Annotated in this window: 15 protein-coding genes and 4 pseudogenes; 11 read left to right on the top strand and 8 right to left on the bottom strand. The window is 59.6% G+C overall.

What is annotated here, in order from left to right; genetic code table 11:
* The first annotated feature begins 8 nt into the window (after nucleotides 1–8).
* The 3 genes from NKJ94_RS21000 to NKJ94_RS21010 are packed head-to-tail and all read left to right on the top strand — an operon-like array spanning nucleotide 9 to nucleotide 2,830.
* Nucleotides 9–956 (top strand): 3-hydroxyacyl-CoA dehydrogenase, encoded by a 948-nt coding sequence (locus NKJ94_RS21000; RefSeq protein ID WP_352527418.1) that lies wholly within the window; start codon nucleotides 9–11, stop codon nucleotides 954–956.
* The gene (gene kce / locus NKJ94_RS21005; RefSeq protein ID WP_352527419.1) at nucleotides 953–1,915 is read left to right on the top strand and encodes a 3,5-dioxohexanoate:acetyl-CoA acetone transferase; all 963 of its coding nucleotides are present in this window, start codon (nucleotides 953–955) and stop codon (nucleotides 1,913–1,915) included. Before NKJ94_RS21000 ends, kce begins: the two co-directional genes overlap by 4 nt.
* A 36-nt stretch (nucleotides 1,916–1,951) precedes the next feature.
* Entirely contained in the window at nucleotides 1,952–2,830 is an 879-nt protein-coding gene (locus NKJ94_RS21010; RefSeq protein WP_352527420.1) for an SMP-30/gluconolactonase/LRE family protein, read from the top strand.
* A 431-nt stretch (nucleotides 2,831–3,261) separates the two neighbouring features.
* On the opposite strand, the pseudogene NKJ94_RS21015 reads toward NKJ94_RS21010, so the two are convergent.
* Nucleotides 3,262–3,498, bottom strand: a pseudogene (locus NKJ94_RS21015) (ATPase domain-containing protein); the annotation flags it as partial.
* Nucleotides 3,499–3,508: 10 nt separating this feature from the next.
* Nucleotides 3,509–4,275 (bottom strand): IS5 family transposase gene (locus NKJ94_RS21020; protein WP_352527421.1). Its coding sequence is split into 2 segments (ribosomal slippage): nucleotides 3,509–3,951 and nucleotides 3,951–4,275, totalling 768 coding nucleotides; the frame shifts between segments, so codons are not numbered across the junction.
* Nucleotides 4,276–4,440: 165 nt separating this feature from the next.
* On the opposite strand from NKJ94_RS21020, the gene NKJ94_RS21025 reads away from it, so the two are divergent.
* On the top strand, nucleotides 4,441–4,866 hold the full coding sequence (locus tag NKJ94_RS21025; RefSeq protein ID WP_352527531.1) for an SUKH-3 domain-containing protein: 426 nt from the start codon (nucleotides 4,441–4,443) through the stop codon (nucleotides 4,864–4,866).
* Nucleotides 4,867–4,923: 57 nt separating this feature from the next.
* On the opposite strand, the pseudogene NKJ94_RS21030 reads toward NKJ94_RS21025, so the two are convergent.
* Nucleotides 4,924–5,108, bottom strand: a pseudogene (locus NKJ94_RS21030) (ATPase domain-containing protein); the annotation flags it as partial.
* Nucleotides 5,109–5,322: 214 nt separating this feature from the next.
* On the opposite strand from NKJ94_RS21030, the gene NKJ94_RS21035 reads away from it, so the two are divergent.
* Nucleotides 5,323–5,583, top strand: coding sequence for a hypothetical protein (locus NKJ94_RS21035; protein WP_352527422.1), 261 nt, complete (start codon nucleotides 5,323–5,325; stop codon nucleotides 5,581–5,583).
* A 160-nt stretch (nucleotides 5,584–5,743) separates the two neighbouring features.
* Here NKJ94_RS21035 and NKJ94_RS21040 read toward each other — a convergent pair whose 3' ends face one another.
* Nucleotides 5,744–6,292: a hypothetical protein gene (locus NKJ94_RS21040; RefSeq protein ID WP_352527423.1), complete on the bottom strand. Its 549-nt coding sequence runs from the start codon at nucleotides 6,290–6,292 to the stop codon at nucleotides 5,744–5,746.
* A gap of 1,528 nt (nucleotides 6,293–7,820) precedes the next feature.
* Between NKJ94_RS21040 and NKJ94_RS21045 the strand changes: the two genes are divergently transcribed.
* From NKJ94_RS21045 to NKJ94_RS21060, 5 genes and pseudogenes are all read left to right on the top strand, one after another.
* Entirely contained in the window at nucleotides 7,821–8,345 is a 525-nt protein-coding gene (locus tag NKJ94_RS21045) for a YciE/YciF ferroxidase family protein (protein ID WP_352527424.1), read from the top strand.
* A gap of 131 nt (nucleotides 8,346–8,476) precedes the next feature.
* Nucleotides 8,477–8,653, top strand: a pseudogene (locus NKJ94_RS21050) (septum site-determining protein MinD); the annotation flags it as partial.
* Nucleotides 8,650–8,807 (top strand): annotated as a pseudogene (gene minE, locus NKJ94_RS37595) (cell division topological specificity factor MinE); the annotation flags it as partial. The pseudogenes NKJ94_RS21050 and minE, both read left to right, overlap by 4 nt.
* Entirely contained in the window at nucleotides 8,781–8,921 is a 141-nt protein-coding gene (locus NKJ94_RS37600) for a hypothetical protein (RefSeq protein ID WP_502896249.1), read from the top strand. The pseudogene minE and the gene NKJ94_RS37600, both read left to right, overlap by 27 nt.
* A complete protein-coding gene (locus tag NKJ94_RS21060) occupies nucleotides 8,918–10,084 on the top strand; it encodes a beta-glucosidase (protein ID WP_352527425.1) in 1,167 nt (388 codons plus the stop codon). The genes NKJ94_RS37600 and NKJ94_RS21060 overlap by 4 nt, the downstream gene beginning before the upstream one ends.
* 49 nt (nucleotides 10,085–10,133) lie before the next feature.
* On the opposite strand, the gene NKJ94_RS21065 is transcribed toward NKJ94_RS21060, so the two are convergent.
* Genes NKJ94_RS21065 through NKJ94_RS21075 form a run of 3 tightly spaced genes read right to left on the bottom strand, consistent with a single transcriptional unit; the run spans nucleotide 10,134 to nucleotide 12,384 of the window.
* Nucleotides 10,134–10,295 carry a DUF982 domain-containing protein gene (locus NKJ94_RS21065; RefSeq protein WP_352527426.1) on the bottom strand — a complete coding sequence of 54 codons (162 nt, stop codon included), beginning with the start codon at nucleotides 10,293–10,295 and terminating at the stop codon, nucleotides 10,134–10,136.
* Entirely contained in the window at nucleotides 10,292–11,434 is a 1,143-nt protein-coding gene (glf, locus tag NKJ94_RS21070; RefSeq protein WP_352527427.1) for a UDP-galactopyranose mutase, read from the bottom strand. The genes NKJ94_RS21065 and glf overlap by 4 nt, the downstream gene beginning before the upstream one ends.
* A gap of 2 nt (nucleotides 11,435–11,436) precedes the next feature.
* On the bottom strand, nucleotides 11,437–12,384 hold the full coding sequence (locus NKJ94_RS21075; RefSeq protein WP_352527428.1) for a glycosyltransferase: 948 nt from the start codon (nucleotides 12,382–12,384) through the stop codon (nucleotides 11,437–11,439).
* A 645-nt stretch (nucleotides 12,385–13,029) separates the two neighbouring features.
* Between NKJ94_RS21075 and NKJ94_RS21080 the strand changes: the two genes are divergently transcribed.
* On the top strand, nucleotides 13,030–13,953 hold the full coding sequence (locus NKJ94_RS21080; protein WP_352527430.1) for a glycoside hydrolase family protein: 924 nt from the start codon (nucleotides 13,030–13,032) through the stop codon (nucleotides 13,951–13,953).
* Between the two features lie 105 nt (nucleotides 13,954–14,058).
* Here the strand turns inward: NKJ94_RS21080 and NKJ94_RS21085 are convergent, their stop codons facing one another.
* Complete coding sequence (locus tag NKJ94_RS21085; RefSeq protein ID WP_352527432.1) at nucleotides 14,059–14,358, bottom strand: hypothetical protein; 300 nt, start codon at nucleotides 14,356–14,358, stop codon at nucleotides 14,059–14,061.
* Between the last annotated feature and the right edge of the window lie 17 nt (nucleotides 14,359–14,375).

A 14,375-nucleotide genomic window follows, 5' to 3' on the forward strand; every position in this document is an offset into this window, starting at 1 on the left:
GACTGACAATGGCCGATGTCGCAATCATTGGAAGCGGTTTCATCGGGCGGGCATGGGCGATCAGCTTCGCCCGCGCCGGTCATGATGTGCGGATGTGGGACCAATCACCTGCCGCGACCAGCAGTGCGCGCGACTACATCGCCGGCGTACTCGGCGACCTCGCTGCCAACGATTTGCTGCGGGGACAGGCGGTGGATGCCGTGCTCGGCCGCATTGCCATTGTGGCGGAGCTTGGCGACGCCTTGGCCGATGCCGTCCACGTCCAGGAGAACACGCCCGAAAATCTCGAGGTGAAGCGTGACGTGTTTTCCCGGATCGACGCCCTTGCCGGTCCGCAGGCGGTGATCGCCAGTTCCACTTCGGCGCTGTTGCCGTCGAAATTCACCGATCATCTGCAGGGGCGGCACCGCTGCCTGGTCGTGCACCCAATCAATCCGCCCTATCTCATCCCGGCAGCCGAAGTGGTGCCGGCGCCATGGACTTCTGCCGACACGGTGGAAAGGACCCGCGCATTTCTTGTCGAAGCTGGCCATGCGCCGCTGGTAATGAAGCGCGAGCTCGACGGCTTCATCATGAACCGCCTGCAAGGGGCGCTGCTGGAGGAGGCGTTCCGGCTTGTCGCCGACGGCTATGCCAGCGTCGAGGACGTCGACACCGGCCTGCGCGACGGGCTGGCGCTGCGCTGGTCGTTCATGGGTCCGTTCGAGACGATCGATCTTAATGCGCCGGGTGGTGTGCGCGACTATGTCGAGCGCTATCAGACGATCTATTCCAACATCTTCCCGCAGATGCTGCGCCGCGTCGACTGGGCCGGCGAGGTCATGGAGACCGTCGAGGCCGAGCGCCGCAAGCGCCTGCCGCGGGAAGGACTCGGCCAACGACAGGTCTGGCGCGACCGCCGGCTGATGGCGCTGGCGGCGCACAAGAAAAAATCGGATCAGGAGTTTGGACGATGACGCAAACAAGCCGCAAGCCCGGCGCCCAGCAACCCAACGGCAAGGTCATCATCACCTGCGCGGTGACGGGGGCGATCCACACGCCGACCATGTCACCCTATCTGCCGATCACGCCGGACCAGATCGCCTCCGAGGCGATCGCGGCGGCGGAGGCGGGTGCGGCGATCCTGCATCTGCATGCCCGCGACCCCGAGACCGGCAAGCCCGACCAGACGCCTGAGGCGTTCGCGCGTTTCCTGCCGCGCGTCAAGCAAGGTACCAATGCCGCCATCAACATCACCACCGGCGGCAGTCCCTACATGAAGGTCGAGGAGCGTGTGCGTCCCGCCGCCCAATTCAAGCCGGAGGTCGCCTCGCTCAATATGGGCTCGATCAATTTCGGGCTCTATCACCTCGCCAACAAATACGAGACGTTCAAATTCGACTGGGAAAAGCCGCATCTGGAAGCCACGCGCGATCTGGTCTTCCGTAACTCGTTCAAGGACATCGAATACATACTGGCGACCTGCTACGACAATGGCACGCGCTTCGAGTTCGAGTGCTACGACATCGCCCATCTTTATAACCTCTCCCATTTCGCCGATCGCGGGCTGGTGAAGCCGCCGTTCTTCGTGCAGTCGGTGTTCGGCCTGCTCGGCGGCATCGGCACCCATCCGGAAGACGTCGCCCATATGAAGCGCACCGCCGACCGGCTGTTCGGCGACCAGTTCCGCTGGTCGGTACTGGGTGCGGGCGCCAGCCAGTTGCGCATTGCGGCGCAATCGGCAGCGCTTGGCGGCAACATCCGCGTCGGGCTTGAAGACAGTCTTTGGGCCGGCAAGGGCAAGCTTGCCAAGTCGAACGCTGAGCAGGTGGTGTTCGCCCGCAAGATCATCGAAGGCCTCGGCATGGAAGTGGCGACGCCCGACGAGGCACGCGAAATCCTGTCATTGAAAGGCGGCGACAAGGTCGCGTTCTGACCTTTGCCGCAGAGCGTCGGAACAGAGGAGGACGGCATGAAGATCGAAGTCGTGGTGGACGTGAAGACCACGCTGGGCGAGGGACCGCTGTGGGACGTCGAGCAGGAGCGCCTCTATTGGATCGATAGTTTCGACGGGCGCGTGTTTCGGGCGACCGCCGACGGCCGCGAGATCCGCTGCTGGGACGTGCCGATGAAGATCGGTTCGATGGCATTGCGCAAGGACGGTAACGGCGCGGTGGTGTCGCTGCAGCGCGGTTTCCATCTGCTCGATTTTGCCACCGGCGAGGTGACGCTGATCCACGATCCGGAGCCGGACAGGCCGATGAACCGGCTCAACGACGGCAAGGTTGACCGGCGCGGCCGCTTCTTCGCCGGCTCCATGGATACGATGGAGGAGGGGCCTTCCGGCGGCCTCTACCGGCTCGATCCCGATTTCTCCGTGACAAGGATCGATTCCGGCATCATCTGTTCCAATGGCCCGTGCTGGAGCCCCGATGACCGCACCTTCTATTTCGCCGACACCTGGACCGGTGAGATCTGGGCATACGACTACGACATCGCAACAGGTGCCGCCACCAATCGGCGTACCTTCGTGCGTGTCGACACCAGCCGCGGTGGCGCGGCCGACGGCTCGACCGTCGATGCCGAAGGATTCCTTTGGAACGCGCTGGTCTATGATGGCAGGCTGGTCCGCTACGCGCCTGACGGCAGCGTCGACCGCATCATCGACATGCCGGTCAAGAAGATCACCAGCGTCATGTTCGGCGGACCGAAGCTCGACACCCTGTACGTCACGTCGATGGCCAAACCGCCGCTGCCACGCTTTCCGGGCGACGGAGTTTTACGCGGCAGCCTCTTTGCCGTCACCGGCCTCGGCGTAGCGGGAGTTCCCGAGCCAAGATTTGCCGCGTAAATCGGTGCGCAATCGCGATCATCCTCCCCGCCTGCTTGGTGCCACCCCCAACGTCCCGCCGCAGGGCGACCGGCGCTGGAAGCTCGTGCCGTGCGGTTCTGATGGAACCCACAATGAAAGGCGTGGGGTCGCTTCGCCTGAAGTGCGCGAAACATGTCCCTGGAAACCATCAACTGAGCCTTGGAGACCTGCTCGAAACAAGAAATCCACCCATTAGCAACTCCAATGCCTCGAGTGCCTCTTCGTCCCGCAAATTGGTCAGGGGTACGCTGTCCACGAAGACAACCTTTTCATCGTCTATGTCATAGACCTCCCAAAGCCCGTCCTTGATCCTTCGGATGGCGTGCCGGCGCTCCATAAGCAAAATCTAATACTTGAGTCTCGGCCACGTTGGGTAGAAAATCGGGCACGAGCCGATCATAATAGTGGAAAACCCTGCCGGTGTAGCGTAACGAGCCTTGCGAGATGGAGCCGGATTTCGGAAAGAGAATTGAAGACGACGCGATGCGGCTTGATGCGGTCGATCTCAGCCAAAGCTGCCTGCACGGTTTCTCCGAGTTCGAAGTCGAAGAATGAACAAGCGTCTGCAACTGGGACGGATCGAGACTGAGCTCTGGAGGAACGAGCTCCAGAATTTCTATGCCTTTCAGACTCCAACCGTGCTGTTTGCCACGAACACTAGGGCGTAGACTCATTACTGCGTAGCCAGATGCGAATTGACACGAGTTTGAGGGCAGCAAGATAGTTTTCTGCCAGCTTGTCGTAGCGTGTCGCGATCCGCCGGAACTGCTTGGCTTTATTGAAGAAGCGCTCTACCAGGTTGCGCGCCTTATAGAGGAAGGGACTGAAGCAGATCGGGTCCTTGCGGTTGGCCTTGGGCGGGATGTTGGCCCAAGCCTTTCGCTCGGTGATGGCCGTGCGCAGGGCGTTCGCATCGTAGCCCTTGTCGGCGAGCAGCATGGCACCCTCGGGCAAATCCCTGATCAAGTCGACTGCGGAGGCGATGTCGCTCTTCTGGCCTGCCGTCAGCGTTAGTTTGATCGGCCTCCCTTGGGCGTCGACAAGAGCATGGATCTTGGTTGTCAGCCCGCCTCGAGAACGACCGAGACAATAATCTCGACCCCCCTTTTTGCCGTCGCGCCCTGCTGATGGACGCGAACAATGGAGGTGTCAATCATCTGCACCTCGCCGTCATGGGTTTTGGTAATGTCGGCCATGAGGCGGTCCCAAACACCTGCTTTCCGCCATCGGACAAAGCGGTTGTAGCAGGTGGTGCGTGGGCCGTATCGCTCTGGCAGATCGCGCCATGGCGCACCGGATCGCAGCACCCAGAAGATGCCGTTGAGCACCCGCCGGTCATCGACGCGCGGCACTCCTCGCGGCTTGTTGGGCAACAGCGGCTCGATCACGCGCCACTCGAAGTCGGTCAGGTCATATCGGCTCATGCGGAGCCTGAATCAGATTGCGCCGCAATATGAAAGCCGCCAGTCGGAAAACAACCCATTGCGGACCTTGAAACTACCGACGATAAATTCAGAATGACAACTCTGCCGACCGCTGTTTTGCCGATCTTTGCCGCAGCCGGATGGTTTCCTGGGCGCAAAGTGCCCATGTCTCCAGAGGTCCCGGCTAGTCATCCCGTGGCTGCCATTCTCAGCGAGTTCGGCGGCCTCAATGTCGGCGAGCTCGGCCGTGGCATGGAATGCGCCCGGAGCGATGTCGTCTTCTGTTGGTCCCCACATGAAGGCTACCGAGAGATTGCCGAGATTGGAGACTTGCTTCAGACGGAGTTGGCTTGCTTTGCCACAGCTCATAACCATCACCAAAGCCTGTATATCGATAGTGGGGGCCGGGTATTTGTGGTGTCCCCGATGATGAGCGGCATCGGCTTAATGGGGCGCACTTTTGGTGACGCCATGGAGCGCGCCCTGCTAGGCCGAAAGGCATCACCCCTGCTTCTGCCATCACATGATGGAGAGGTGCTTCTGCGTGGAAGCCCTCAAATCATGAGCATTGGGGAACTGAAGACGGGATAGGGCGGCCGACTGCTTTCCACCCCATCTCGGTCATTCCGCATTTATGAGTTCACGGCCTAGTTCGCGCTTGCTCTCGGACAGGGTGATGTACAAGCATTTTCGCGTTGCGAGCCCCCGTTGATGAGGAACTGCAGCCCAATTGTGGTTTTGCCCGATCCGGGCCTCCCCTCAACGAGGTGCGCCCGAAACCTGGCGTAACCGCCGCGCAAGACATAGTCGAGACCCTCTACGCCGGTCGCTATTGGTGACGCTCATCTTCGTTCACGTTGGCCCCCAAATGTATTGGCGAACAGCCGGCAGAGAAACAACTCCAGCCGCGGCCTGCGGGCGGCTTATTCTACGCCGACTTGCTCGCCTTCGAAACTCACGAGGATCAGGAACAATGTTGCCCAAACCAAGTTTGGAGGTCTCGGAGGTAACGGCAATGCGAATACTGAGAACAATCTTCGGTCGGTTGTGGCGATCGAAAAGGAAGTCGCCGCCGGACCTTGCGTCGCCTGTCGACGCGATCATTCGGCTGCTGAAGGAGAAACCATCACCTGCTGCAAAGAAAACGCATGGCCATCCAGATCAAACTGGCGGCTGATCGGCGCTGCGATGCAGGATCGTGGCGACGGAGCACACAGCATCAGGCCTGAACTCGCCTATCTGCGGCTTGCGATCGTCAATGTCGTCTACTTCGGTGTGCCTGGTTGCGGCGGTCACAATTGGTGTTGATCGATACCGGGTGCCAATGTCCGGAAGACTATTGTCGATATCGCCGAGAGAACTTTTGGCAGTGGCGGCCGACCGGCTGCCATCCTGTTGACCCACGGCCATTTCGGGCGGCGGCGACGGCAGAGAAGGAGGACAGGGGTGGTGCCGGTCAACCAGGACGTCAGTTCTGGCCGGCAGATGTCGACCTCTCTGTCCGCGCAAGGCCCCGCACGGCGGCCACTCCGCGTGGGAAGCCGCTGCGGTTGCTAAAATCCTGCGGTTGCGCGCGGCCGCGAGCGTGCCGGGCGCTTACCGTTTGGGCGCTCAACCAATCGATGAGCGTCACACCGGCGACGAGGACCAGAGCAAGGCCGACGTTGTCACGTTTTGCATTGTCGCGCCGGAACGCCGGCAAGAGTGTTGCTATGTCGAGCGCGTCACCGGCCACACGGCTCCAAAGCCCTGCCTGTTTGTCTACCGACAAGGAGAGAATGCCGCTGCTGACTTCCCGCGCCCCGTAGGCACGGATGATGCTCTCTTTGCCGCGCATGCCGAGTGCGCGGGCGATCCGCTCGGAGGCCACAAGCTCGCCGACGCCCAGCGCTATGCTGAACCAGCCGAGTTTGCGTGCAAGCATATTGGAGGCTGCGAGCGCAGTCGGCCCAGACTTTACGACCTTGGGGTCGCTTGGCGATCTGCTGAGATTGCCGAATTTGGTAAGCATGTTCATGGCTCTCCTAGGGGGCCGAAGGCCTTGCCCTGATGCAGCCGAATAAGGGTCAATGTTCTGCCGGGACATCAGTGATCTTCTTCCTATGTACCCACAAAACAGGCTGGCAGGCCTATCTGACCTTCACATCCAGCAATCGCAGCTAGCGCCAAGGCAGACCTGGATATTCGAGGGAAAGTTGCCCCCGACATGGACACAGGGATTTTCAAATCGGGATCGGCAGATATGGATATGGATGTCAGGCGCTGGGTCCGGATGTGTCGGTGCACAAGCCGCGAACAGGACACGAGCTTTTTTGCACCAGAGCTGGAACAACAGCGCCGGGGCAAGGTTTGATGCCTGCAGCCGTTGTCCTCCCAGCTGCATGATCGGGTTGTCCGATCGGCCCGCGCCTATTCCCGGGGCGCGGGCCATGTCAACGACATACATATCCTGAAAATCCTTTGAGGCGGCGAAAGCCGAGCCGTCCCGTTGAACCAGATCCGTGGCCGCCGAGATAATGCGGTTGCGCGCTGGGAACAGTGACAAGCCGCCTCAGTCGCCCACGCGCCAGCGTGCTGGAGCTTCTCGGCGAAGCGTCGGCGTGGACACTGAAGGAAAGAGGCGATCACCTGCGCGATGGGCAGCCGGCTGCAACGATGGGCAGCAATCCCTGATCCATTGCGCGCGAGCCGTGAGCAACCCGCGTGGGGTGACAGAGATCGGTGCAGACTGGAACAGCACAACGTCCGCCAAACTCGAAGTGCCCACGGGAACGCGCGCCTTGCTGGCGGTTGCCGGATTGCGGATAGAGTCGGCGGAACTGGGCCTGAGCCAGGTCGACGTTGGACCGAGGCGATTGGGATCGCATTCCGCATAACGCCTTTGGACTCAGAATGGCAGAACGTCATAAAGTGGGGCGGGTTCGAACGTCGGGGAGGCCGCTTTATCTGTAGACCATCCATCGAATCAGGCATGGCGCAGATCGAGGTTCTACGACCCATATTCGGTTCCATTCGTCGGTCGGTATGCTCAGAAGTCGAACTATCGCTGAACCAGGTTGCCGCTTCAAAGCACAACCATTGTCAATTAGTGTAGCCGCCCTGGGGCGAGGTCGCATCCGACATTAGCGGGTATGATCGAAGTCTACGGCGAGACCACAACTGACCGTTGGCCAGCGACCATGTTTTCGAGCTCACGGTCCGAAATCGAGGGCGTCGGAACGATTTGCCTCAGCGCTCTGAAGGCGAGCTCTGTCGATATCAGGCGGTGGCGGCGACTGCGCGTGCCGACATATTGTTCGATAAGATCTTCACGCCGTCGCACGACACACCTCCAAGCCAACTTCACCCATATTAATTGCGGAAGTTTCTCAGATGCGCATTCACATCGGTTAACCGGACCAAAATAGACGCGGCTCGACTTAAGATTGAGCAGTTCGTTCCAACATTCGCAGGACAAGCGAATTGCCGGCCATGGTGAAGGAACAACAAGGCACTGGACTTGTTAGAGCCGTACATCCATCGATAGCTTTCAACAGGAGATGAGAATGGTGACGAGGAGAAGATCACAGGGCAGTTCCAAGGGCTTGGAAGACCTTTTCTACGATGGTCTGAAGGACATCTACTACGCCGAACGGAAGATTCTGACCGCCTTAAAGAAAATGGCAAAGGGCGCAGAGTCCGAAGAGCTGAAGGCCGCGTTCGAAAAGCATCGAGCCGAGACAGAAGGTCAAATCGAGCGCCTGCAGCAGGTTTTCGACGCGTTTGGCAAGAGGGCCCAGGGCAAGACGTGCCCAGCGATCGATGGCATGATCGAGGAGGGGCAGGAGATTTTGGAGGAATTCGGAGACGCTCCAGCATTGGACGCAGGGCTCGTGGCTGCAGCCCAGGCCGTCGAGCATTATGAAATCGCGCGCTACGGCACTCTTGTGACGTGGGCGGGCTTGCTCGGCCTAAGAGACGCAGTCCCACTTCTGGAACAGACTCTCGAAGAAGAAAAAGCCACCGATGAGGCGCTCACCCAACTCGGCGAAACTGGCGTCAACGAACGGGCAATGCAGCAGGCCGCGTGAGGTCGCGTATTGCTGGGGTGGCAATCCGAAATTTGCATCTTCTTGAGCAGCGCAATGAGCGAATTCGGATTGGCCATTTCCTCTGTCGCTTGCCTGTCGAGCACACGTGTTTTGGCACTAACCGCATTGTACTGCTGCGCGCATCCAATGTGGGCGCGCCGGTTACGCTCAGCGAAAACACGAACCCCGCTGCGCGCGCCTATATCGACGCAGCAAGAAGACTTGAGGGCGAGGACCTGCCGGTCATCCTGCTGCCTTTCGAGCGGAGGGGCCTCCTCGACCGGCTGTTGGAGAGGAGGGCAGCATGAACCTGCTCGACATCTTCAAGCGCCGCGGCAGCGCGCCGGTAGCGCGCGAGCGCTTGCACTGCTGTTGGCTTACGAGCGCCGAAGCCGCAACCAGCCCGATCTCGTCTCCGTCTTGCGCGAGGAGATCATGGCCGTGATCGCCAGGCAACGCCAACACGTCGACGTGATGGCAGCCGAATCGAAATCGACGAGCCGACCGAACCTGGCAATGGGCGATCGCCGAACGCAAGTGCTTGCGCCATCCCTGGCCGTCAGGATGCCGGTATGAACGAGGAACCGGCTCGTCGGCCCGCGGCAGATCCTTCTGGCATCGACAGCTTTTTCATGGGTGGTTTCGAGTGTTCCTCGCATCGTCGTGCCGACGGGGTGCGCCTTGATCTGATCCGTGCGACCTCACATGACACCCATGCATGCGGCGACTATCGCCGCTGTGCCGAGCTTGGGCTTCGCACGATCCGCGACGGCTTGCGCTGGCACTTGATCGAAACAGCGCCGGGAGTCTTTAACTGGTCGAGCTGGATGTCGGTGATCGAAGCAGCCCAAGCGGCCGGGGTGCAGGTCATCTGGGATATCTTCCACTATGGTTCGCCAGACCACGTCGACCAAGGTGGCCCGGGCTTTGTCGAGGCCTATGTCCGTTTCGCCGCGGAAGCTGTTCGGGTTCATCGCTTAGCCACCGGAGTGGCTCCCCTGGTATGTCCGATCAACGAAATTTCGTTTTTTGCGTGGGCGGTGGAGGTCGGCTATTTCCCGCGCGTCGGGCAGGACAAGCGCGGATGGTTCAAACGCCACCTTGTCAGGGCAGCGATCGCCGGGGTCAGAGCAATGCGGGAGGCCGAACCGAGTTGCAGGTTCATCTGGGCTGAACCGCTCATCCATATTGCTCCTCGTGACCGCACTCGCGCCGAGCGGCGGCGCGCCGAAAATGCTCGTCAGGGCCAGTTCGAGGCTTACGACATGCTGGTCGGGCGCGCGGAGCCGGAGTTGGGTGGCAGCGAGGACCTTGTCGACGTCATAGGTCTCAACTTCTATCCGCACAACCAATGGTATTTGAATGGGCCAACGATACCGATGGGGCACCACGAATACCGGGCGCTTTCGGAAATGCTGGTCGAGGTCGACGAGCGCTACAAGAAGCCGATGTTTATTGCCGAGACCGGCGCCGAGGGGTCAGGACGGCCGGCTTGGCTCCATTATGTTTGCGACGAAGTGCGCGATGCGATGAGCCTCGGCGCACCTATTGAGGGCATATGCCTGTATCCGGTGACGGCCTACCCCGGTTGGGACAATTCGCGCCACGCCGAAGTCGGCTTGTTCTCCACCATTCATGCGGACGGCTCGCGCACTCTTCACAAGCCGCTTGCCGACGAGTTGGAGCGCCAGCGCCGATTGTTCGAGGCTTTCGAAAACGAGCCAGCAGGCGCGGTATAGCCCCGCCGATACTGCGCCGCGCTTTAACTGCATCGGCTACGCGGTAAGCCTAAATCTGCCCGCCGAGAAAGATCTTGGCGTCCGTGGCCGCAGCGATGAACGCCTGGCGTGCGACCCTTGGCGACTTTTCGCCGCGGATGAGGGCAAGGCACGCCTCGATTGTTGCGGGTCGGTCGCCGCGAACGCAGCTTAATCCCGGCGCATCGTTCACTCCGCCGCCTCGCGCTGCGTCGGCATCTGCCCGATGCCGTTTGCCGGCATGCTCTTTTGAATGCGTGCGAACGTCGCCAAAGCCTGCCCGACGACCTGATCCATATTGTAATAGCGATATGTCGCCAGACGTCCGACGAACCAGACCTGTGGGCACGCCGCTGCCAATGCTTCGTAGCTTTTGTACAACGCCTCGTTTTCGGGCCGCGGCACCGGGTAATAGGGATCTCCGATGTCCGAGGGGTATTCGTAGGTCAGGCTGGTCTTCGGACTCTTCTGTCCGGTCAGATGCTTGTACTCGGTGATGCGGGTGTAGTTTTCCGTCTGCGGATAGTTGACGACGGCGACCGGCTGAAACTCCTCGCAATCAAGCGTCACGTGCTCGAAGCGCAGCGAGCGGTAGGGCAAGCGACCCAGCTTCCAATCGAAAAATTCGTCGATTGGCCCGGTGTAGATCATCCGCTGGAACGGAATCTTGTCGCGAATCTCACGATAGTCGGTCTGCAGCATGATCTTGATCTTGGGATTATCCAGCATGCGCTGGAACATGCGCGTATACCCGCCTGCCGGGATTTTCTGGAAAGTGTCGCCAAAATAGCGATCATCCCGATCGATCCGCGTTGGCACCCGCGCTGTGACTGATTTGCTCAACTGGGAAGGGTCAACACCCCACTGCTTCCTAGTGTAGCCGCGGAAGAATTTCTCGTAGAGCTCCCTGCCCACGGTGCTCACGACGACGTCTTCGGCCGTGCGGACTTCTTCCACCGTCTCTCGCCGGGAAGCGAAGAACTCCTGCAGCTGCTCGGATGTCAGCTTAAGGCCGTAAAGGCGGTTTATGGTGTCGAGATTGATCGGTATCGGCAGCAGCTTTCCGTCGACCAGCGACAGCACGCGGTGTTCGTAAGACCGCCATTCGGTGAACTGCGACAGGTAGTCGGCGATCGATTGGGCGTTGGTGTGGAATATGTGCGGCCCATAGCGGTGGATCAGGATCCCCGCCTCGTCATAACAGTCATACGCGTTGCCGCCGACGTGATTTCGTCTGTCGACGATCAGGACGCTTTCTTGTCGTTGCGATGCGATGCGTTCCGCCAGCACGCTGCCGGCGAAGCCGGCGCCGACGATCAGCCAGTCGAACATGCTCACGCTCCCCTCAGCAACGGCACGACGCTCTTCATCGCGTAGGCGCGCTGGATGTGGGCCGCCATCGCATTCCAGGTCTTCTCCCAGGACATGTCGGCGAGGTAGGCGTCGACTTTCTCCACCAGAAAATCGCGGGGACGCGCCAGGATGGATCGAAGCTTGGCTTCGACATCCTCGGCGTCGACAATGTCGACTAGGCCTTCGGCGCCATAGGTGCGTACGACGTCGACGATCGCCGTGGAAACCACCGGCAGTCCTGCCGCCAGGAATTCAGGAGTCTTTGTCGGACTGATGTAGCGTGTCGCCTCATTGAGCTTGAAAGGCATCCAGCCGGCACTCCAATGCCGGAGATAGCGTGGCAGGTCGGCATAGGACTTGCCGCCCAGCCAATGCAGGTTGCTTGCCGTGGGCAGCCTCGCCGGATCGATCTTGACCACAGGGCCGAGCAGGACGAAATGCACGTCCGGCATTGCCGCAGCCGCCTGCGCTACCAATTCGACGTCGAGCCGCTCGTCAATGACCCCGAAATACCCCACTCTCGGGTGAGGTATGTTGGCCTGGTCCAGTGGGTCCTCACCCGGCTCTCTCGCCTGATGGAAATGTGCAACGTCGATGCTGCTTGGGAAAGGAAAGATCGAACGATGCAGGCTTCGCTTGGCCTCGTAAAGGCTCTGCCCGCCCGTGAAGACGATATCGGCACGTTGGAACAGCGCCTTTTCCAGCTGATTCAACTCTGCGGGTGCGTTCTTGAACGCGGAGAGTTCATCCATGCAGTCGTAGACGCAGACGTCATAGGCGAGATGGTCGCTGAAACGTAGCGCCATGGGCGTGTAATACCACGCGGTCAACCGTTCATGCGGCGTCGAGGCGACGATCTGGTCGACGAATCTGCGCTGGAGCGCATCCGCCTTGGTCGCGGACGTGCCGACTGGAATAATCGGCGTCACAATTCTGATCGTAGGTGAAACATCGTTCACCCGCATCGAAGCGTGGCGCCTTTCGTCGAAGATCGGCTCTTCGAAATAAATTAGCTGCTGCTGTTTTGAGGCGAGCGTCAGAATGTGTTGCGGTCTTTGGAATACGAAATTCCATCGGAGGTGGGAAAAGCAAAGTAAAATTGATGACTGTACAGGAATATTTGGTGTTAGGGGGGTGCCCACCGCCATTTCCATGTAGAAATCCTTGGTTGCAGTTACAAGCTGCCTCGATTAACATACGTTAATCAAGGCAGCTTCGAATGAAATTCGCAGCCATCTATATAACTTCCATCCCGATAAGTTGTTCCATAGCGCCAAACTGTCTCGGGCGACGCCAGCGGTCCGCTCCACTCCGGCGATGGCTCGACAGAGAAGGGCAAGCCGGACGACGCTGCATCCGGCTGACATGATGGCCGCTCCAGAAGCTGAAGCCCCGCGCCGTGCGTGATCTCACCCAAAATGTGGCGCATTGCCACAGAACGGTTGAAATCGTTCAATCGTTCAACAACCGTTCATGGGCGGAGTTATAAATAAGGCCTGCGAATCGATTCGGCTGAGTCACGCAGACGGTCCAAATGAAAGGGGCCCGCGAAACGGTCGCGGGAATGCTTGTGAATGAAGATCGACTTTGAAACCAACGTCTTCCCGTTGTTTCACCCGCAGGCCGTGGATGATCTGAAGGACCCTTGTCCGGTGTTCGACGGCACGCTCTGGCACGTCTTCGGCTCCAGCGGCACCGTCACAACCGAGAGCTGGAAAATCCTCCACGCCACAGCGCCGGATCTTTATGGACCCTGGACAGAGCACGAGGCGATCGTTTTGCCGGTAACCGGATCGGGCATTGCGGCGCCCGGCGTCATTCATGAGTGCGGCGTCTTCCACATGTTTATCCAGACCGAATTCATGAAGTCCGGCGGACGTTGCGAGCACGCGGTCTCCAATGACGGCTTTCATTGGGTGGTGCTCAATCCGGCGATATTGTCGCTGCCCGACACCGATGAGGACGGCATCTACGATCCCCACCCCGCAATCATCGGAGGCAAGCGCTATATCGTCTATTCAGGCATGCCCAAATTCACCAGGGTGCCTCAGCCTGATGTCTATCTGGCGCGCAGCCAATCCGATTCTTGGTTCGGGCCATGGAAACGTCTCGGCAAGATACTCGATCATCTCGACGTGCCGCATCACAATGCGCGCGAGCACCCCGATTACGAGTGGGGGATAGAAGGGGCGCAACTGGTTGAATTGCCGGATGGCCGCGTGCTTCTCAACGCTACCTGCTTCCTCCCCGACGGCCCCCGTGGAAGCCGTCAACGCGTTTTCTTTGCTATCGCCGATAGGGTAGAGGGTCCTTATGTCTCGGTCGGCCCCGTCCTTGATCCTGGCGAGCCAGGAGAGAATGGCCATTCGACCGTAATGATCGAAGGCCGGCAATTGACTTTGTTCTACCAGAGCAGACGCGAGACGACGAACCACCGCTGGCGATATGGTCTGGCCAAGTGCGACTTGGATCGGCACATACTTTCCAGAGTTGCCTAGAGAACGTGATCCAGGATCATAGCCGCTGGGCTACCCACCTCGTCCAGGTCGCGTTGCCCGACGGACGCCGGCAAAACCCAAGACGGCACAGATTAAGCTCGCTCATCACAATGGTGTTGCCAGTCGCCGTTTCTGATCGATCGTCGCCAAGTGATAACCAGTGGCTAGATGTCCTAGGCTGATGAATAGCCAGTCGGCGAAGCCTGCGACGAGGCAGCTTGGGAGTATGAAATACATCAAGGTAAGCTGGGTCGCCTCAGATAATATATATAAATTCTCTTCGAAATCCTTGGTGAGACCAGTCGTGCCAATCGATTTCTCAGCGTCGGTGGCGAGATAGCCGCAAGTCTGACAATTGGATGTCGATTTGGCTAAAATCAAAGGAAGCAGCTGAAATTGGTTCACTATTTTTCAAACCGGGG

The sequence above is a fragment of the Mesorhizobium sp. M0060 genome (assembly GCF_040323155.1).
In the GTDB taxonomy this organism is placed as follows: Bacteria; Pseudomonadota; Alphaproteobacteria; order Rhizobiales; family Rhizobiaceae; genus Mesorhizobium.